This is a genomic window from Gordonia sp. 852002-10350_SCH5691597 (genome assembly GCF_001665715.1).
Classification (GTDB): domain Bacteria; phylum Actinomycetota; class Actinomycetes; order Mycobacteriales; family Mycobacteriaceae; genus Gordonia; species Gordonia sputi.
This window is the reverse complement of record NZ_LZMO01000131.1, coordinates 1-18,649: the sequence shown is the minus strand read 5'-3', so window position 1 is coordinate 18,649 and position 18,649 is coordinate 1. Positions and strand designations below refer to the sequence as shown.

Here is an 18,649-nt window from a genome sequence, read left to right as displayed (position 1 = left end):
TCGCGTCGGCCCAACCCGGCGGATCGGTTACGCCTCTGCTGCGACCCTGCCCTTGAGCAGCAGGCGCACGGTGAGTTCGAGCCGGTTGGTCACGTCGGTAGCCGAGGCGCGGCGGGTGAGCCACTGCACCAGGTTCGACATCCACACATCCGACAGCACGCGTGCGATAGCGAGTTCTTCGTCGCTCGGCTCGCCCTCGTCGACGATCGCGCCTGCGAACAGCCGGTCGATGATCCCGGCGACCTGATCGACCTCCGCGGTCGCGGACGCGTCGGCGAACATGAAGGCCCGTGTCATGGCCTCGGTCAACAACGGATCGCGCTGCATCGCGAAGGTGATCATGTCGAGGACGTGGCGCAGTCGCTCAATGGCGTTCTCGCCCTGCAGTTGGGAGCGGTCGACGCGGGTCTCGACGCGCTCGAACTCGCGCGCAAGGGCCGTGACCAGCAGGTGCACCTTCGACGGGAAGTAGCGGTAGAGGGTTCCGACCGCGACGTCAGCTTTCTCTGCGACGGTGCGCATCTGCACGGCGTCGTAGCCGCCCTTGGAGGCGAGGGCGAGTGTCGCGTCGAGGATGCGGCGTCGACGGTCGCGTTGCGCTGCGGAACCGCTCTCCGTCGTCGAAGTAGCTGTCGTGGATGTCGCTGCGTTTGATGTCGCTGTGGCTGCGGTTGATGCGGCGTCGGGCCGGCCGGGAGAGCCCTTGTCGGCGACCGACTTCGACGAGGCTCTCTTGTTCGGACTCGGTGCCGACTTCTGTGGCACGGCATCTTCAGACGACCGGGTCATGTGTAGGCGACATCCTCATCTCGTGACCGTCGACGCCGACGGCGCCAACAGGTCTGGTGGACAAAACCCCTGCGGACTATTAGAACAGGTTCTAATTCTTCGTCACAACCGAAATGCAGAGGATTTCAGCGTGAGCCTTGCCACGTCGGCCGAACAGATCGCCGTCTGCGAAGCCATTTCCGCGTGGGCGACGCACCGTCGCACCACCGATATCGTACGGGCTGAACTGGAGAAACCGCGCGATCACTGGCGCGACCTGTTTCCAGAGCTAGCCGAGTTGGGCATGTTCGCTGCGCTGGTCGACGAGGAACATGGCGGCGTCGGAGCCTCGTTCGCCGACGTCGCAGCGATGATCGAGCAGTGTGGGGCCAGCCTGGTGCCGGGCCCGATCGGAGAGACGGTCGTTGCGACACTCGCGCTCTGTACGTCGACGGATTCTCGCGCTGAAGAGCTGCGTGACGCCTTGGCGTCGGGAGAGGTCTCCGCGGCGGTGCCCACCCTTACGCGGGCAGGTGGTGAGGCGGTGCTGGTCGACGGATCAGTCGATCTCGGCAGCATCATCGGATATGTCGACGGCGGCATAATCCTCGCAAAAATTGCAGGTCAGGGTATTGATGCCGGGTGGTTTGTGATTTCTGCCGATGCGGGCGTACGCGATGTGGAGCCTGCGGCGAGCCTCGATGGCAGAGGATCGGTCGGTCGGCTGCGCATCACCGATCTGAGAGTCGACGACCTGCTCGCCGTCGACGATGGTGATCTCATTGCGGGTGCGCTGTCGGCCGCCTTCGCCGCATACGCATCCGGCGTGACGCGCTGGGCGCTCGACACCGCGGTCGACTACGCCAAGGTGCGCACTCAGTTCGGAGCGCCGATCGGCTCGTTCCAAGCCGTGAAGCACATCTGCGCCGACATGCTCGCTCGCAGCGAACAGGTCACCGCGGCGGCATGGGATCTCGCGGTCGCCGTCGACGCTGCGATTGCCGCGCCCGTGGGCGACGACGACGCGGAGACCGCGCGCGAACAACTCGCGTTCTCCAGGCTCGCCGCCGATGTGCTGGTCGCATCGCTGCCCGTCGCGACCACCGAGGACTGCATCCAGGTACTCGGGGGCATCGGGTTCACATTCGAGCACGACGCACATCTCTACCTGCGAACGGCGCTGGCACTGCGCGCAGCGACAGCGGCCGCGTCGACGCAGCGAGAGCAACTCGGTCGCCTCGGCATCCTCGGTGGGCGTCGACGCTTCGAGCTCGACCTGAGCTCCGTCGAACACCGTCGCGCGGCGATCCGGGCCGACATCGCCGCGATCGCGGCGGCCGCACCGGATGCGCAGCGGGCTGCGATGGCCGAATCCGGTTATCTCACACCGCATTGGCCGCCGCCGCACGGTCTCGGCGCCGACCCGGCGCTGCAGTTGCTCATCGACTCCGAGTTCGAACGCGCAGGCGTCGAACGTCCCGACCTCGTGATCGGGACATGGGCGATCCCGACAATCCTCGAGCACGGAACAGCGCAGCAGCACACACGTTTCGTGTATCCGACCCTCGTGGGCGACATCATCTGGTGCCAGTTGTTCAGCGAACCCGAGGCGGGCTCCGACCTTGCGTCGTTGCGTACCAGGGCTATTCGCGTCGAGGGCGGTTGGAGTCTGACCGGGCAGAAGATCTGGACCTCTCAGGCGCACAACGCGCAGTGGGGGATCTGTCTTGCCCGAACGAATCCCGAGGCGCCGAAACACAAGGGGATAACCTACTTCCTGATCGACATGGCTTCGTCCGGCATCGACATCCGGGGGCTTCGGGAGTTGTCCGGGCAGGCCAACTTCAACGAGGTCTTCCTCGACGACGTGTTCGTGCCCGACGAGTGCGTGGTCGGTGAGGTCGACGGTGGCTGGCGCCTGGCCCGTACGACGCTCGCCAACGAACGTGTGGCCATGGGTGGTTCGGGACTCGGCAAGGAGATGGATGCGCTACTGGGGCAGATCGATTCGTTGGGTCGGGAGCTGTCCGCAGGCGAGTTGGCACGGTTGGGTGAGCTCGTCGCCGACGCTCACGTCGGACGTGTTCTCGACGCACTCGCGGTGTCTCGTCGGCTGGCGGGCCACGATCCGGGTGCGCTGTCGAGCGTGCGCAAGCTGATCGGCGTCGCGCACCGGCAATCGGTGCCCGAGTTCGGTCTCGACCTACTCGGCGTCGACGGTGCTGGTGCCGGTGAGGCGTCCGATCAGCTCCTGCAGAACAGGTGCCTGTCCATCGCGGGCGGCACCACCCAGATACTGCGGACCGCCGCAGCCGAACGGATTCTCGGTCTGCCGCGCGGCTGACGCGTGACGAGGCCCGAGAATCAGCAGATCAACCGCCAATTCGCCCACCGAGGGCGCGGAGTCTGATACAACTAGAACGAGTTCTAGTTTTGGTGTTGGCGAGAAGGGGACCGTCGGTGGATTTCGGCATGGACAGCTCCGCGGAAGCGGTCGCCGATGTGGCGCGGGATGTATTCGCCCGCCATGAGTCCGACTGGACATCTCTGTTCGGCGGACGGGTCAGGGCAGGCGAGTCACAAGAGGATTCCGCCCCGTCGTACGACGGCTCTGATCACCCGTCGTACGACGGCTTCGATCGCAACCTCTGGACGGCATTGACCGACGCCGGGCTCCTCGCCCTGCCGCTACCGCAGGCGCTCGGGGGTGACGATCTCGGTGTCCTCGGCGTACTACCGCTGCTGCGGCAGCTGGGTTCGGCCGCCGCGGTGACCCCGGCACTCGGCGCACTGGTATCCGCACTTTTCCTGCAGACCGTCGACGACGCCTCGCGCGATCGGTGGGCCGCGACGCTCACCGACGGCGGATGGCACGCACTCGCGATCGGCGAACCCGGCGATCCGTTGACGTCGACGCCGCGCACCACGTTGCGTGACGGACGGTTGTCGGGCACAAAAAGTGGGGTGTTGCACGCCGACGGCGCGTCGACGCTACTCGTCGCAAGCGATGCCGGGGTGGTCGCTGTGGCCACTGCCGCCGACGGTGTGTCGATCACGCGAACCCCGGCGTCGAGTGGTTGGGGTGAGTTCACGGTGCGGTTCGACAACGTGATCGTCGACGACGCCGACGTTCTCGCCGCCGAGATCTCGGGATTGCGTGACCTGTACCGACTCGCGCTGAGTGCGTACGCCGACGGCCTTGTCGCGGGGGCTACGCGCCTCACCGCCGATCACGTGTCCAACCGCACGCAGTTCGGCAAACCGATCGCATTGTTCCAGGCTGTCGGACAGCAGTTGGCCGACATCTATGTGGTCGGCCGATCACTGAACCTCTCGACCACGGCTGCCGCGTGGCGTCTCTCCGAAAATCTTGATGCACAACAGGATCTGGGCATCGCGTCGTATTGGACCGCAGCCGAGATCCCCGCCGCGATGCGGACCATGACCCACCTCCACGGAGGCGTCGGTGTCGACCTGACGTATCCGTTGCATCGATACTTCTCGATCGCCAAGGATCTCGCGCGACTCGTCGGAGGGGCCAACGCCCGACTCGACGAGCTCGCCGACGCGTCGAATCCATAGCGGCGCCAACCTAATTCACCCGACGACCCAGTCCAGAGCACGCCGAGCACGCAGGGGACGCAACCGATGTTCATAGACCTCACGCCGCAGCAGCAGCAGTTGCGCGCCGATCTGCGTGAGTATTTCGCCGATCTGGTCGACCCCACGGCAGCACAGACCATGCTCACCGAGCGCCACGGCCCCACCTATCGGGATGTGATCCGACAGATGGGGCGCGACGGGTGGCTCGGGGTCGGGTGGCCGAAGGAGTACGGCGGCAAGGGATTCGGAGAGATCGAACAGCAGATCTTCACCAACGAGGCGGTGCGCGCCGACGTTCCGCTTCCCGCGGTGACCCTCCAAACGGTCGGGCCCACCCTCCAGGTACACGGAACCGACGAACAGAAGAAGCTCTTCCTCCCCAGAATCCTTGCCGGCGACGTCCATTTCGCGATCGGCTACACCGAACCCGACGCCGGGACCGACCTCGCATCGCTGACCACGACGGCGGTCCGCGACGGTGATCACTACGTGGTCAACGGGCAGAAGATCTTCACCACCGGCGGGCACGACGCCGACTACATCTGGCTGGCGGTCCGCACCGACAAGGACGCCCCCAAGCACAAGGGCATCTCGATCCTCATCGTCGACACCTCCGATCCGGGATTCAGTTGGACGCCGATCATCACCGCGGACGGCGCCCACCACGTGAATGCCACGTACTACAACGATGTTCGCGTCCCCGTATCGATGCGCGTCGGCGAAGAGGGCGGCGGGTGGAGACTGATCACCACGCAGCTCAACCACGAGCGGGTGATGCTCGGACCCGCCGGACGTATCGAGGGACTGGCGTCGCGTGTCCGTGCGTGGGCGTCGCGTCCGGGCCCCGACGGCACGGTGATCGCCAAGCATCCCGACGTGGCGCGGGCGCTTGCCCAGATCGACGCCTACGCGCGGATCAACGAACTACTCAACTGGCAGGTGGCGTCGACGGGGGAGGCCATCTCGATGGCTGATGCCGCGGCGACGAAGGTGTTCGCGACAGAGCGCGTGCAGGTGGTGTGTCGGATGATCGACGAGATCATCGGCCGTTACGGGGATTTCACCGATCCCGAGACCGCGGAGCTGGTGGACTGGCTCGACGTTCAGGAGAAGAGAAACGTGGTGATCACCTTCGGAGGTGGCGTCAACGAGGTGATGCGCGACATGATCGCCACCGCCGGACTGGGCCTGCCGAGGGCGAAGCGATGAGCGCCACTCCTTCTCCTTCTTCCTCTGCTGGTCGAGCGGCTCCGAGGAACGAGGAGCGTGTCGAGACCATCCGCACCGCCGCGCAGGCGATCATCGACGCCGGGCCGAGCGCGCCGACGCTCGGGCGTGACCCGGTGAACACCCCGATGATCAACAACTGGGTCGAGGCCATCGGAGACACGAACCCCGTCTACGTCGACGCCGACGCCGCGCGTGCCGCAGGACATTCGGGGATCGTCGCACCTCCTGCCATGGCGCAGGTGTGGACGATGCGCGGGCTGAACGGGCGGCGTACCGTCGACGATCCGCTCGGCCGGGCGTCGGAGCTCTTCGATGAGGCGGGTTACACCTCCGTCGTGGCCACCAACTGCGATACCACCTATCATCGCTATCTCGATGTGGGAGAGCAGGTCTCGCTCTCGGCTGAACTTCTCGACGTCGTCGGTCCCAAGCAGACGGCACTGGGGGAGGGTTGGTTCTTCACCACGCGCAACACCTGGTCGGTCGACGACGAGGTGGTCGCCGAGATGGATTTCCGCATCCTGAAGTTCCGGCCGCACGACGACGCCGCGACGACCGCCGACACCGAGGCCGGTGGCCTACCCTCCGATCTCGATCCCTCACGAATGTTGCGTCCCAGCGCATCTCGCGACACCGAGTTCTTCTGGGAAGGCGTCGCCGCCCACGAACTGCGCATCCAGAAACTCGACGACGGAACGCTACGTCATCCGCCGATACCCGCGACCTGGAAGCCTCGACTACCCGACGGCACGGTGCCGGTCACCGACTACGTCGTCGCGGCAGGCACGGGAACGGTCTACAGCTACGTGGTGCATCGCGCACCCAAGGTGCCCGGGCGCGAACTGCCTTTCGTGGTCGCACTCGTAGAACTCGACGATCTCGACGCGGTAGAAAGCGGCGACGGTGTACCGCTCTCCGCGCCCGTCCGAATACTCGCCGAGTTGCGCGACGTCGACCCCGCCGACGTGCACATCGGACTGCGCGTCGAGGCGATGTTCCTCGACTTTCCCGCCGACGAGGAGTCGGGCACCGACGCCTGGACGTTGCACGCGTGGCGCCCTACCGCACAGGAGGCACAGTGACCACACAGGAGGCCCAGTGACCACCAGCGCGATTCCCGCTATCGAAGTAGGAACGACGTTGCCGCCGTTGACAATCGACGCGACACCAACCTTTATCGTGTCCACAGCGCTGGCAACCCGTGACTTCCAGGACGTGCATCACGACCGCGATCTCGCTCAGGCCAAGGGATCCAAGGACATCTTTGTCAACATCCTGACCGACACCGGACTCGTCGAGCGATTCGTCACCGACTGGGCCGGTCCCTCATCGCGGATTCGTTCGATCAAGCTCACACTCGGTGTGCCGTGGTACGCCTACGACTCATTGACCTTCACCGGCGACGTGACCGGCGTCGACGACGATCTCATCACCGTTGCCGTCACGGGAACCAATGCACTTGGTAAGCACGTGATCTCGACGGTCACGCTCACGTGGGGAGGTCGCTGATGGGGAAGCTGTCGGGGGCAGCAGCGATCGCAGGCATCGGCGCCACCGAGTTCTCCAAGAACTCCGGACGCAGCGAACTACGATTGGCAACCGAGGCGGTGCAGGCAGCGCTCGCTGATGCCGGCCTGACCCCCGCCGAAGTCGACGGGCTGGTCAGTTTCACCATGGACACCAACTCAGAGATCGCCGTCGCCCGCGCGGTGGGAATCCCCGAGCTCACGTACTTCTCGCGCATTCACTACGGCGGAGGTGCGGCATGTTCGACGGTGCAGCAGGCGGCGATGGCTGTGGCCACGGGTGTCGCCGACGTCGTCGTGGCGTATCGGGCGTTCAACGAGCGGTCGGGTTTGCGCTTCGGACAGGTGAATTCGGCCGTCGCCAACCAGGAGAACTCGTCGGGTACCGACAACGCGTTCAGCTATCCGCACGGGTTGTCGACCCCGGCGGCGTTCGTCGCCATGGTCGCGCAGCGGTACCTGCACGAGTTCGGCGCCACGAGTGAAGATTTCGGACGCATCGCCGTCGTCGACCGCAAGCACGCGGCAACCAATCCCGAGGCGTTCTTCTACGGCAAGCCCATCACGTTGGACGACCATCAGCAGTCGCGCTACATCGCCGAGCCGTTGCATCTGCTCGATTGCTGTCAGGAGTCGGACGGCGGCGTAGCGATCGTCGTCGTATCGGCAGACCGCGCACGCGATCTATCGAATCCGCCTGCCGTGATCTCGGGGGCGGCGTCGGGCAGCGGCGTCGACCAGTTCATCATGACGAGCTACTACCGGGACGAACTCGCCGCATTGCCCGAGATGGGCTTGGTCGGGCGGCAACTATGGGAGCAGTCGGGATTGCGGCCGGACGACATGGACGCCGCGATCCTCTACGACCACTTCACGCCGTACACCCTGTTGCAGTTGGAGGAGTTGGGGTTCTGCGGCCGCGGCGAGGCAAAGGATGTCGTGCGAGAGCCGGGCGCGCTGGAAGTCGGTGGTCGGCTCCCGTTGAACACACACGGAGGTCAGTTGGGGGAGGCCTACATCCACGGGATGAACGGGATCGCCGAAGCGGTCCGGCAACTGCGCGGCACCTCGGTGAATCAGGTGCCGGGCGCGGAGCGGGTGGTGGTCACGGCCGGAACAGGGGTTCCGACAAGTGGTTTGGTGCTGACGGCGGCGTAAGAGCCGTGCAGCGCGGAGAGAGATGACGGGTCACAAGCAGTGCAGCAAGAGGAGCCAGCAGCAATGAAATTCAACCTCGCCGACGTCTTCGAGACAGTCGCCGATTCGGTCCCCGACCGCATAGCCCTCAGCTACGGCGGACGGCAGATCAGCTATGCCGAGCTCGATCGACTTTCGAGCCAGGTCGCGCACATGTTCGCCGCGCAGGGCATCGGACTCGACGACAACGTGTCACTGTTTCTCAAGAACAGCGTCGAACACGTCACCAGTCTGCTCGGCCTGCTGAAGGTCCGCGCGGTGCCGGTCAACGTCAACTATCGCTATACCAATGCCGAGCTGGGATACATCTTCGACAATTCCGACTCGCGGGGAATCGTCGTCGAAGAGCCGGAGCATCAGCGCAGCGTCGCCGCCCTGCTGTCCGAATTGCCGCTCGTGAGAACGGTATTCGTCATCGGCGAGATCGTCGACGAACTGCGCGCGGCGGCCGACGATCTGCCCGACGGACGCACTGTGCAGATCGTGCCGTTCTCTGATTCGGAGAAAATGTCCGACGCAAAGGATTTCGAGCCGCGGACCGGCGACGAGCACTATCTCCTGTACACGGGCGGCACCACCGGCTATCCGAAGGGCGTGATCTGGCGCCACGACGACTTCTTCCGCAAGCCGATCTCCGGTGGCAACCCGTATGGCGAGGCGCGCAAGGATCTTGCCGAAGTCGGTGCGGCGGTGAAGGATTTCCCGTCGATCGCCTTCAATATCGCCGCACCGCTGATGCACGGCGCGGCGTCGTATTCGTTGTTCACCTTCCTCACGCTTGGCGGTCGGTTGGTGCTGATGCGCGACTTCGATCCGGCCGCAATCGTGTCGGGCATCGAGGATGAGCAGATCCAGATCATCCTCATCGTCGGCGACGCGATGGGAATGCCGCTCGTCGAGGAACTCGAGCGTCGCAAGGGCGACGTCGATCTGTCGTCGCTGTTCTCGATCACCTCCGGCGGTGCGATCTGGTCGCAGCACGTCCGTGAGCGGATGGCGGCGGTCAAGCCGGATCTGGTGCTGCGTGACAATTTCGGCGCGTCGGAGTCGGGCAACGACGGCGAGATCATGATGGACGACAACGGCAACCTTCGGGTGCCGCCGACGGACAAGATGATGGTGGTCGACGAGTCGCTCAACGAGATCACCCCTGGCTCAGGCGATGTCGGATACATCGCGCGAATCGGCAATGTGCCCCTCGGCTATTACAAGGACGAGGCCAAGTCGGCCAAGACATTTCCGACACTTCCCGACGGTCGACGCATCTCGGTGCTCGGCGACATGGGAACAGTCGAAGCCGACGGCACCATCGTGTTTCTCGGGCGTGGTTCGCAATGCATCAACACCGGCGGCGAGAAGGTCTACGCCGAGGAGGTCGAGGCGACGCTGCACGCGCACCCCGCCGTGGCCGACGCTCTCGTCGTGCCGGTACCCGATCCCAAATACGGGCAGCGGGTCGGTGCGGTGGTCGCGGTGGCGCAGGGCGAATCGGAGCCGACTCTCGAAGACTTGCAGACGCATTGCCGCGAATCGCTGGCGGGCTACAAGGTGCCGCGCCTCGTCGTCTTCGTCGACGAGGTCAAGCGGACGCCCGCAGGCAAGGCCGACTACAAGTGGGCGAAAGCCACCGCTGCCCAGGCGCCCGCGGCCCCGGAGTCGGCAGGCGTCTGACGCACACTCGGCCCGACGGTGCACCCACTCGGCGTAACGCAGCACCCACTCGGCGTAACGCGACGCCCACTCGATCGGCCGTTTGCCGCGCGAAGGGGGCGCCGAATGTATACGGTGTTCATCGTGAGTAAGCGAAGCAGGGTCGGGCGTCGGGTTGGCGTGATGGTGTCGGCGATGGCAGTGGCCGTTGCGACGGTGTCGGCGGTGGCCGGCGCCCCGCCCGCACATGCGGCCCCGAGCGGTGCGTCGGGCACTGTGGTGTCCACCGAGCCGCTCCCGGCGCGCATTACCGTCCCCGGTGCGGTCGATGCAAAGCGAATCACCTACTGGACCAAGGGCGTTCGCGATGTGCCTGCGCTGTCGAGCGGTGCTGTCTATCTCCCGCCGGGTACTCCTCCCAAGGGTGGCTGGCCGGTGATCGCGTGGGCGCACGGTACTACCGGGCTCGCCGATCACTGTGCCTACTCCATCGGCGGTCCGGTCGCCGTCGAGCGTGACTGGGAGTACCTCGGCTCGTGGATGTCCAAGGGATACGCGGTGGTCGCCTCGGATTATGTGGGGCTCGGTACGCCGGGTAACCATCCGTATCTGAACGGTCGGGTCGAGGCGCACAGCATCGTCGACAGCGTGAAGGCGGCACGGCAGGTGTATCCGCAGTTGTCGCGCAAGTGGGCGGTCGTCGGGCAGTCGCAGGGTGGCGGAGCCGCGATCACGACGGCTCGCTACGCAACCCAGTTCGGTGGCAAGGATCTGGACTATCGGGGCGCCGTCGGGACCGGCGTTCCGGCATACATCGAGAATCTCGTTGCGGCGCTTGGTCGTCCGTCGCCGGTCCGACTAGGCGGGTTCTCGCCCAACACGACGATCTACGTGATGTACATCCTCTCCGGACTGCGGACGTCGTTCCCGGAATGGAACATCAACTCGTTCCTGACCCCGTACGGGCGCTACTGGGTCGACAAGGCCGAGACCCTGTGCGACTCCGACAATGAGCTCGGCGGTCTGGTCCGGTCCCAGAAGGTCGATCCCGGAAAGCTGTTGAGCCGCCCGCTGTCGGACATTCCCGGATTCCAGGCGAAACTCACCGACTACATGGGCATCCCCGAATCCGGCTACGACCGACCATTCTTCATCGGACAGGGCGGCCTCGACACCGATGTGAACACTCCCGGAGTGTTGCTCCTCGTGTCGCGACTCAAGGCGAACAACCAGCCGGTCACGTTCCGGTTCTATCCGAACCAGGACCACAGTGGCACGGTCAATGCGTCGAAGGGTGACTCGATCCCGTTCGTGGCCAAGCTCTTCGGCTGACCCACACGGCCGCGAGTTGTGCCGGGGCTCACCCGAAAGCCCGCAGCCCGACCCACAGTGCGAGCACGGCGGCGGCCAGTGTCAGCGGCACCGACACCAGTCCGAGCGACAGATAGACACGCGACGACGTCGACGCCGAGTGTCGACGCATGACGTCACGCCACAGCAGATTGGCCAGCGACCCGAACACGGCCAGGTTGGGGCCGATGTTCACACCGAGCAGTATCGCGAGCACCAGCGCCGGTTGACCCGCCACGAGCGGGACGAGCAGCAGCGTCGCCGGGAGATTGTTGAACAGGTTGGCGGCGATCGCCGCGATCACCGCGGCACCCAGCAGCGCGAGAAGTCCTGCCCCGGAGGGCATCAGCGTCGAGAAGAGATCACCCACGGGGCCGTTGCGCACGGGCAGGATGATCACACCCAGCGCGGCAACGAAGATCAGGAATGGGACTCCTGCGGCGCGGACGGCGTCGACGCATGTTGCGGCCGGTGCCCGCCACAGCGACGGCAACGCCATGACCAGCGCCCCGATGCCCGCCACGGCGGCCAGCGGGACACCGAGGGGTTCTGCGACGACGAATCCCACGAGAAGCACGCCGAGCGCGGCCAACGTCAGCAGCGGCGCTCGTGGCGACTCGCCTGCTCCCGAATTGTCGTGCGCCACATCGGGTACGTCTGGTTCGGGAGGGTCGTCGACCTCACGTTGTCCACGGGGAGACCGCAGGTCTGCGGCGAAGAACCACCGAAAGACGAGATATTCGACGACGATCGCCGCGACCCACGGCCACGCCATGATGGCGGCGAAGCGCGTGAACGACAGCCCGGCCGCGCCGAAGGCGAGCAGATTGGTCAGGTTGGAGACGGGTAGAAGCGTCGAGGCGCTGTTGGCCAGATGGTTGCTCGCGTAGGCGATGGGTGTGACCCGCGCGCCGATGTGTCGTGCGGTCAGCACCGCCACCGGGGTCAGCAGGACGATCGTGGTGTCGAGGGACAGTACAGCGGTCGTGATGGCTGCCACCACGAACACGATGCGCAGCAATCCGATCGCCGAACCGCGACTCCACCTGGCCAGTACCACCCCGACCCAGACGAAAACGCCTGCGCGTGCGCAGATCTCGGCGACGACGAGCATCGCCGCGAGAAACCCGATCGTCGGCAGCATGAACCGTACCTCTGCCAAGGCGGTGTGCCAGTCGACGAGACCCAGCGCGACGACGAGCACAGCCGCCGGAACGGCGACAACTGCGGCGGGGACGCGTGTGACCGATACGGTGGCGACGATGGTCACGACCATCACGACGACCGCGACCACGGTGCCGAACGCGCTGCTCGCCTCGATCACCGGAGCGAGCCTACGCTGCTCACCTGTCCGTGGAGCGTTGACTGTCGCCGTCGGCCCAGCCGAACTCGTTTGTCCCTGTCACAGGTTCCCCCTCGCCGGTTCCGGTACCGGTGTCGGTGACCGCGACGACACGACGAGGAGCGAGCCACAGCAACACGGCTGCGCCTACGAGGAGGACCGCCCCGAGGACGACGCACGCCTGATTCATCGGCGTGACGAACGCGTCTTGCGCGCCGTCGAGGATGGCGCGTGCCAGACCGCTCGCCTGCGCGGGAAGTCTGTGTGCCACCTCGGTGGCCTCCGCCAGTGACTTGCCGATGCGAGTCGACGCCTCGTCGGCCTGGGCGAGAAGCGCCTGGCCACCCGCCGTGTCGCCGGCGGCGATGCGTTGGCGTCCGGCGGCGTCGAGTTGGTCGTGAGCGAGTGCGCTCGTCGGCCCGATTCGGGCGGAGTACCCGGCCGCGAGCAGCGACCCGGCGATGGCGATCCCGATGGCCGCACCGAGTTCGCGCGCTGTGTCGTTGACCGCCGACCCGACGCCCTGGTTGTCCAGCGGTGTATTCGACATGATGGCCGTGGTCGACGGTGCGGTCGCGAGTCCGATACCGGTCGCGATGACTCCTGTCATCGCCGCGAACACCGGGTAACTGTCGTAGTCGACGAGCCCTAGGAGCAGCATGCCGATGCCTGCGACGAGGATTCCGCCCGCGAGAACGAAACGCAGCGAGTGGAACCGCACGGCGACCCAGTTGCCCACGAGCGCGAAAGCGCTGACGCCGACGACCATGGGCATCAGTGCGAAAGCCGATTGCAGCGGGGAGTAGCCCATCACCAGTTGCAGTCGCTGCAACATCAGATAGAAGGCGCCGAAGGACGCGAAGAATTGCAATGCCACCGAGAGTGCGCCGGAACCGAAGGCGCGGTTGGTGAACAGTCGGACGTCGAGCAGCGGGTCGGTGATGCGTAGTTCCACCACGCAGAACGCGGCCAACAGCACCAGTCCGCCGATCAGGGTGAACAGTACGAGCGCGTCACCCCAACCCCGGTGCGGTGCTTCGAGAAGACCGAAGACGATTCCGGTCACGCCGAGGACCGAGAGGGCGGTACCGCCGAAGTCGAAGCGTCCGGGGTTGCTGTCGCGGGAGGTTCCGATCGTCAGGCACAGCAGAGCGGTCACGAGGGCCGATGCCGCGAAGGTGATGAAAATCGAGTGCCACGAGAAGAATTCGAGCAGCACACCGGTGACGAAGAATCCCGCGATCGCTCCCGCACCTGCCACCGCAGCCCAAATGCTCACGGCGATACTGCGCTTGTCCGTGGGCACGCCGGAGGTGATCAGCGACAGCGTGGTGGGCATGATGAGCGCCGCAGCGGCGCCTGCCAGGATTCGGGTGCAGATCAACTGGGTGGGATTGGTGGTCCAGATCGCCAGCAGCGAGGCGACGGCAAAAATGACGAGACCGACGATCAGGACCTCGCGCCGACCGAACCGGTCGCCGATGGCGCCTGCCGGAAGTAGAAGTGCCGCAAGGGCTAACGTGTAGCCGTCGACGATCCACGTCATCTCGCTCGAGTCGGCGCCGATGTCGACGGCGATGTCGGCCAGAGCGGTGTTCAGTGCGGCCATCGCCGCGACCACCATGCTGACCGCAGCGCAGGCGATCAGAATCAGCCATGCCGCACGTGTGTTCTCGCGGGTCAGTCTCGTGCGTATCAGCCCGGCCATTTCGTCCCCGTGGGTATCGTGTCGAGGTTATTCGCGACACGCTGCCGGGAAACACCCCAAACTCCTGCACCATGTGACACATTTATCACTGTAGTAACACACCGGGAGTATTCGACAAGGTAGTTGGCGGGTGTCCCGGACGATCGAAAGTGAGAGATCATGGCCTCATCCCAGGTCGCATCTTCACGAGCAACCGACACGACGCCGGTCCGCCTGCACATCTGGCGGGTGTTGTCGATGCTGGCCGCGCTGATCGCGGTCGGTGTGGTGTTGGTTCTCATCCTCACCTCCGCGGCCTAGCGCGACCAGCCGACACGTCGGACTCAGCCCGCGTACTTCTCGACGACTGCGCCGACTCGCGGAAGTGCCGCGGCCACATAGTTTTTCGCCTTGCCGCGCAGCGAGTTGTATGCCTTCGCCAGTGCAGGCTTGGCATTCGATACCTGATCGTCGGTCACCTGAAGCAGTGCTTCGGAGGCCGCGTCGGAATTGTTCGCGAGATGATCGCCGAACGCGACTCCCGCGGGCTTGCTGTCCCAGAACGGTTGCAGCGCAGCGAGAAAGTCGGGCAGCAACTGATCGGTGGCCCGAGTCACGATGTCCGGCTTGATCTTCTGGACTGCGCCGTATGCCGCTTTGACAGCGGCTCCGCTGAGGCCCTTCTGCTCCGACACCTCGGCGTCGATCACGCCGACGAAATCGTTGACCACTGCCGGACGGTTGGCTCCGAGCAGTGACTGCAGCGAATCGCTCATCGAATCTCCTTCTTGGTCCGTGGCACGGCCACGGCAGGTTGCGGGAATGACCGTCAGTGACCTTATCGGTTCCGTCTGCGATGGTGCGCGCTGGCGGCATCCGGTCTTCGACGTCGAATTTCCGCGACTCCCGTCGACTGCTCAGCGGCGTTTGTCCACGACCACGTTCGCCAGCGCCGGGGCGTTCTCGCGGTCGATCACCGAGGCGGTCACCAGGAGCCTGTCGGCCTCGTCCCACACCGCAACGTCGAGAGTCTCACCCGGGAACACCACGCCCGCGAAGGTTGCCGAGAAGTCGGCCACCGCAATGACATCGCCGTCGAGGAGTTCGTCGACGACGGCCCGGCACACCGATCCATACGTGCACAGGCCGTGCAGGATGGGACGCGGAAAGCCGGCGGCCGCGGCGAATGCCGGGTCGGAGTGCAGGGGATTGCGGTCGCCGCACAACCGGTAGAGCAGCGCCTGGTTCGGCAGCGTGGGGACCTGCAGGGTGACATCGGGTGCTCGGTCGGGATAAGCGACTTTGCTCGACGCTCCGCGTTCGCCTCCGAAACCGCCCTCGCCCTTGGCGAAGATCGACGACCGCTCGGTCCACAGCGGTTCGCCCGTCTCGTCGACGGTGACGCCCTCGGAGATGATGACCGCCGCGGACCCCTTGTCCTGGACCTCGACAATCCGCTTGCGCGTCGTCGCCTTGCCCTCCGGCGGCAGTGGTCGGTGCGCGGTGATCTGCTGGCTGCCGTGGACGACCTTCGCCAGATCGATGTCGATGCCGGGGAAGGAGACCGTGGGAGCCTGCGTCGCGTGGAACGTCGCGGCGACCGTCGCGAACGTCGGTAGCACCTTGGGAGCGGCGTCGTCGACGTAGCGCAGGCCGGCGGCGTCGAGCGGATCACGGGCTGCTCCGACGGCGAGGTGGTAGAGCGCAACGTCGGATGCCGTCCACGAGAAGGTGACCTCGGGCAACTCTGCCCCGACTGCGACCGATGGATCGATGGGCACGGCTTACGCTCCTGCCGTCGTCGACGTCGGGGTTGCCTGCCCGGTGCGTGCGGCGGCGTCGAGCGCGGCGAGGTAGCCGAAGACGAGCGCGGGGCCGATGGTGGCGCCGGGGCCGGCATAGGTGTGGCCCATGACCGGTGCGCTGGTGTTGCCCGCGGCGTAGAGGCCCTCGATGACCGAGCCGTCCGGTCGCAGCGCGCGGCCCGACGCGTCGGTGTCGATGCCGCCCTTGGTGCCGAGGTCTCCCGGCACCATCTTGACCGCGTAGAACGGCGCCTTGCGGACCGGCCCGAGGCTCGGGTTGGGCTTGTTGGCGATGTCGCCGTAGTAGTGGTCGTAGCCGCTCTCGCCGCGATGGAAGTCGGCGTCGACGCCGGACTTCGCGAATCCGTTGAAGCGTTCGGTTGTCGTGGTCAGCGCGTCGGCAGGGACGCCGATCTTGTCGGCGAGCTCGGAGATCGTGTCGGCTTTGACGACGACCCCGGAATCAAACCACTTCTTGGGCAACGGTTGTCGCGCGTTGATCCCCGCGAAGAGGTATCGGTTGCGGCACGTCTGGTCGAAGATCAGCCAGCCGGGTACGTTCTCTCCCGGGCCGTCGCCCTGGCCGAACTCGCCGCCATACATCTGGTGCACGGCCTCCACGTAGGGCAGTGATTCGTTCATGAATCGCTCGCCGCGCATGTTGACGATGAACGTGCCGGGGACGGAGCGTTCGGAGAGTGCGAACCACGGCCCGCGCGGCAGGGGAATGGTCGGTCCCCACCAGGCGTCGTCCATCAGCGACACCGCGGCGCCGATCTTGATGCCCGCGTTGATCCCGTCACCGGTGTTCGACGGCGCGCCCGTCGTCCAGTCCGCCCCGATCGGTTCGCGCTGATATTTGCGGCGCATCTCGACGTTGCGCTCGAATCCGCCGCAGGCGAGGATCACGCCTTTCTCGGCGCGGATGTCGAACTGCTGACCGTCGGATTCCGCTCTCACCCCGACGACACGGCCGTCATCGGTGAGAAGGTCGACGAGGCCGGTGTTCAATCGCAGTGGCACGCCGGCCTGTCGAACGCCGAGCAGCAGTTCGGCGGCGAGTGCCGCACCCATCGCGATGAGCTTCTTGCCGCGCGAGCGTGCCCAGAAGAATCGACCGCCGACCTTGGCCATCCGCGCCGGGCCGCGCCAATGGCGTATACCGGTGTTGAGCCAGCGGTAATCCGATTGCAGCACAACCATATTGAGCGGCGCCTTGGTGTACTGCGGGTGCAGGGTGTCGAGGTCGTCGCCGAGTGCTCGTGCATCGAATGGCCGAGGTTCGACGCTGCGCCCGCCCAGCCGACCGCCCGGCGCTTCGGGGTAGTAGTCGGAGTAGTTCTTCACCCATTCGAGGTCGAGAGGGGCGTGCTTCATCAGGAAGTCGAGCGCCTCGGGGCCGCGGTCGATGTAGGCGTCGATGCGGTCTTCGCGTGCGTGCTCGCCGATGATCGCCTTGACGTACTCGCGGGCCCGCTCGGGTGTGTCGTCGACGCCGTCGCGCTTCAACACGGAGTTGTTCGGAATCCAGACGCCGCCACCCGAGCGCGACGTCGAGCCTCCCCAGTACGGCGACTTTTCGATGATCACCGTCGTGAGGCCCTGCGCCGCTGCGGTGATCGCGGCACTCAGCCCTGCCGCACCCGCACCCACGACGATGACGTCGTAGGTCTCTGGTTGTCCTTGCTCGCGCTCGCCTGCCATCGGGTTCCCTTCGTGCTCCGCGGTGGAACGTGTTCTATCTACGAATTAGAACACGTTTCAGAAATGTGGCGCCAGGGTGTGGGAGAGTCGGTGCGCATGGAGCATGGGCGAGTTGTGGTGGTGACCGGCGCGAGCCGCGGCGCGGGCAGGGGAATCGCGCTCGCGCTGGGCGCGAGCGGGGCGACGGTGTACGTGACCGGCCGGACCGCGAACGACGGCGACAGCGGACTACCCGGTTCGGTGAATTCGACTGCTGCCGAGGTGAGCGCTCGCGGCGGCGTCGGTGTTCCGGTGGTGCTCGACCACGCCGACGACAAGGCGGTCGCCGCACTGTTCGAGCGAGTCGGTGACGAGAACGACGGCTTCCTCGACATCCTGGTCAACAACGCGCTGACCCTGCCGGACGCATTGACGGGGAAGGGTCCGTTCTGGAGCAAGCCGCTCTCGCTCACCGACCTGTTCGACGTCGGAATGCGCTCGACGTATGTCGCAAGCCATTTCGCCGCACCGCTTCTGGTGCACCGCGGTTCGGGCCTGATCGTCAATACCTCCTCCTTCGGTGGCGCCTGCTACATGCACGGACCCGCGTACGGCGCGGGCAAGGCTGCCGTCGACAAACTGGCTCACGACATGGCCGTCGACTTCCGGCCGCACGACGTCGCCGTGATCTCGCTGTGGATGGGCCTGCTGCTGACCGAGCGCACCCGCGCGGCATTCGCCGATCACCCGGATGCGTATGCCGGTCTCGCCGCCAACGCCGAATCGCCGGAGTTCGTGGGGCGGGTCG

Annotated in this window: 16 protein-coding genes; 10 read left to right on the top strand and 6 right to left on the bottom strand. The window is 65.8% G+C overall.

The window, feature by feature from the left end; all coding sequences use genetic code 11:
• Positions 1–27: 27 nt before the first annotated feature.
• Positions 28–789 carry a cholesterol catabolism transcriptional regulator KstR gene (gene kstR, locus A5777_RS10050; protein ID WP_064862555.1) on the bottom strand — a complete coding sequence of 254 codons (762 nt, stop codon included), beginning with the start codon at positions 787–789 and terminating at the stop codon, positions 28–30.
• A 130-nt stretch (positions 790–919) separates the two neighbouring features.
• On the opposite strand from kstR, the gene A5777_RS10045 reads away from it, so the two are divergent.
• The 8 genes from A5777_RS10045 (at position 920) to A5777_RS10010 (ending at position 11,306) form a co-directional block, all read left to right on the top strand.
• Positions 920–3,112: an acyl-CoA dehydrogenase gene (locus tag A5777_RS10045; RefSeq protein WP_064862554.1), complete on the top strand. Its 2,193-nt coding sequence runs from the start codon at positions 920–922 to the stop codon at positions 3,110–3,112.
• A gap of 116 nt (positions 3,113–3,228) precedes the next feature.
• Positions 3,229–4,350, top strand: a complete 1,122-nt coding sequence (locus tag A5777_RS25380) for an acyl-CoA dehydrogenase family protein (protein ID WP_064862553.1) — start codon at positions 3,229–3,231, stop codon at positions 4,348–4,350.
• Positions 4,351–4,416: 66 nt separating this feature from the next.
• Complete coding sequence (locus A5777_RS25375) at positions 4,417–5,580, top strand: acyl-CoA dehydrogenase family protein (protein ID WP_064862552.1); 1,164 nt, start codon at positions 4,417–4,419, stop codon at positions 5,578–5,580.
• A complete protein-coding gene (locus tag A5777_RS10030; RefSeq protein WP_231895013.1) occupies positions 5,577–6,683 on the top strand; it encodes a bifunctional MaoC family dehydratase N-terminal/OB-fold nucleic acid binding domain-containing protein in 1,107 nt (368 codons plus the stop codon). The genes A5777_RS25375 and A5777_RS10030 overlap by 4 nt, the downstream gene beginning before the upstream one ends.
• Before the next feature lie 16 nt (positions 6,684–6,699).
• Positions 6,700–7,110 carry a MaoC family dehydratase gene (locus tag A5777_RS10025; RefSeq protein ID WP_064862551.1) on the top strand — a complete coding sequence of 137 codons (411 nt, stop codon included), beginning with the start codon at positions 6,700–6,702 and terminating at the stop codon, positions 7,108–7,110.
• Positions 7,110–8,285 carry a lipid-transfer protein gene (locus A5777_RS10020; RefSeq protein WP_064862550.1) on the top strand — a complete coding sequence of 392 codons (1,176 nt, stop codon included), beginning with the start codon at positions 7,110–7,112 and terminating at the stop codon, positions 8,283–8,285. The genes A5777_RS10025 and A5777_RS10020 overlap by 1 nt, the downstream gene beginning before the upstream one ends.
• Before the next feature lie 63 nt (positions 8,286–8,348).
• The gene (locus A5777_RS10015) at positions 8,349–9,995 is read left to right on the top strand and encodes an AMP-binding protein (protein WP_064862583.1); all 1,647 of its coding nucleotides are present in this window, start codon (positions 8,349–8,351) and stop codon (positions 9,993–9,995) included.
• A 105-nt stretch (positions 9,996–10,100) separates the two neighbouring features.
• The gene (locus A5777_RS10010) at positions 10,101–11,306 is read left to right on the top strand and encodes an alpha/beta hydrolase family protein (protein WP_064862549.1); all 1,206 of its coding nucleotides are present in this window, start codon (positions 10,101–10,103) and stop codon (positions 11,304–11,306) included.
• A gap of 28 nt (positions 11,307–11,334) precedes the next feature.
• On the opposite strand, the gene A5777_RS10005 is transcribed toward A5777_RS10010, so the two are convergent.
• Both A5777_RS10005 and A5777_RS10000 read right to left on the bottom strand, forming a co-directional pair.
• Positions 11,335–12,648 carry an SLC13 family permease gene (locus A5777_RS10005; protein ID WP_064862548.1) on the bottom strand — a complete coding sequence of 438 codons (1,314 nt, stop codon included), beginning with the start codon at positions 12,646–12,648 and terminating at the stop codon, positions 11,335–11,337.
• Between the two features lie 19 nt (positions 12,649–12,667).
• Complete coding sequence (locus A5777_RS10000; protein ID WP_064862547.1) at positions 12,668–14,374, bottom strand: MFS transporter; 1,707 nt, start codon at positions 14,372–14,374, stop codon at positions 12,668–12,670.
• 159 nt (positions 14,375–14,533) lie between these two features.
• Here A5777_RS10000 and A5777_RS25030 point away from each other — a divergent pair, with 159 nt between their 5' ends.
• Positions 14,534–14,674 carry a hypothetical protein gene (locus A5777_RS25030; protein WP_168431241.1) on the top strand — a complete coding sequence of 47 codons (141 nt, stop codon included), beginning with the start codon at positions 14,534–14,536 and terminating at the stop codon, positions 14,672–14,674.
• 23 nt (positions 14,675–14,697) lie between these two features.
• Here the strand turns inward: A5777_RS25030 and A5777_RS09995 are convergent, their stop codons facing one another.
• The 3 genes from A5777_RS09995 to kstD all read right to left on the bottom strand — a co-directional run bounded on the left by A5777_RS09995 (position 14,698) and on the right by kstD (position 17,862).
• On the bottom strand, positions 14,698–15,129 hold the full coding sequence (locus A5777_RS09995) for a DUF6918 family protein (protein ID WP_005204096.1): 432 nt from the start codon (positions 15,127–15,129) through the stop codon (positions 14,698–14,700).
• Positions 15,130–15,270: 141 nt separating this feature from the next.
• Positions 15,271–16,134 carry a MaoC/PaaZ C-terminal domain-containing protein gene (locus tag A5777_RS09990; protein WP_005204098.1) on the bottom strand — a complete coding sequence of 288 codons (864 nt, stop codon included), beginning with the start codon at positions 16,132–16,134 and terminating at the stop codon, positions 15,271–15,273.
• 3 nt (positions 16,135–16,137) lie between these two features.
• The gene (gene kstD / locus A5777_RS09985; protein WP_064862546.1) at positions 16,138–17,862 is read right to left on the bottom strand and encodes a 3-oxosteroid 1-dehydrogenase; all 1,725 of its coding nucleotides are present in this window, start codon (positions 17,860–17,862) and stop codon (positions 16,138–16,140) included.
• A gap of 96 nt (positions 17,863–17,958) precedes the next feature.
• Between kstD and A5777_RS09980 the strand changes: the two genes are divergently transcribed.
• The coding region (locus A5777_RS09980; protein ID WP_231895012.1) for an SDR family NAD(P)-dependent oxidoreductase at positions 17,959–18,649 on the top strand (691 nt) is incomplete at its 3' end.

Coding starts and splice junctions, on each gene's coding strand:
- kstR (WP_064862555.1), bottom strand. CDS start 789: ATGACCCGGTCGTCTGAAGATGCCGTGCCACAGAAGTCGGCACCGAGT.
- A5777_RS25375 (WP_064862552.1), top strand. CDS start 4,417: ATGTTCATAGACCTCACGCCGCAGCAGCAGCAGTTGCGCGCCGATCTG.
- A5777_RS10030 (WP_231895013.1), top strand. CDS start 5,577: ATGAGCGCCACTCCTTCTCCTTCTTCCTCTGCTGGTCGAGCGGCTCCG.
- A5777_RS10020 (WP_064862550.1), top strand. CDS start 7,110: ATGGGGAAGCTGTCGGGGGCAGCAGCGATCGCAGGCATCGGCGCCACC.
- A5777_RS10015 (WP_064862583.1), top strand. CDS start 8,349: ATGAAATTCAACCTCGCCGACGTCTTCGAGACAGTCGCCGATTCGGTC.
- A5777_RS10010 (WP_064862549.1), top strand. CDS start 10,101: ATGTATACGGTGTTCATCGTGAGTAAGCGAAGCAGGGTCGGGCGTCGG.
- A5777_RS10000 (WP_064862547.1), bottom strand. CDS start 14,374: ATGGCCGGGCTGATACGCACGAGACTGACCCGCGAGAACACACGTGCG.
- A5777_RS25030 (WP_168431241.1), top strand. CDS start 14,534: ATGGCCTCATCCCAGGTCGCATCTTCACGAGCAACCGACACGACGCCG.
- A5777_RS09995 (WP_005204096.1), bottom strand. CDS start 15,129: ATGAGCGATTCGCTGCAGTCACTGCTCGGAGCCAACCGTCCGGCAGTG.
- kstD (WP_064862546.1), bottom strand. CDS start 17,862: ATGGCAGGCGAGCGCGAGCAAGGACAACCAGAGACCTACGACGTCATC.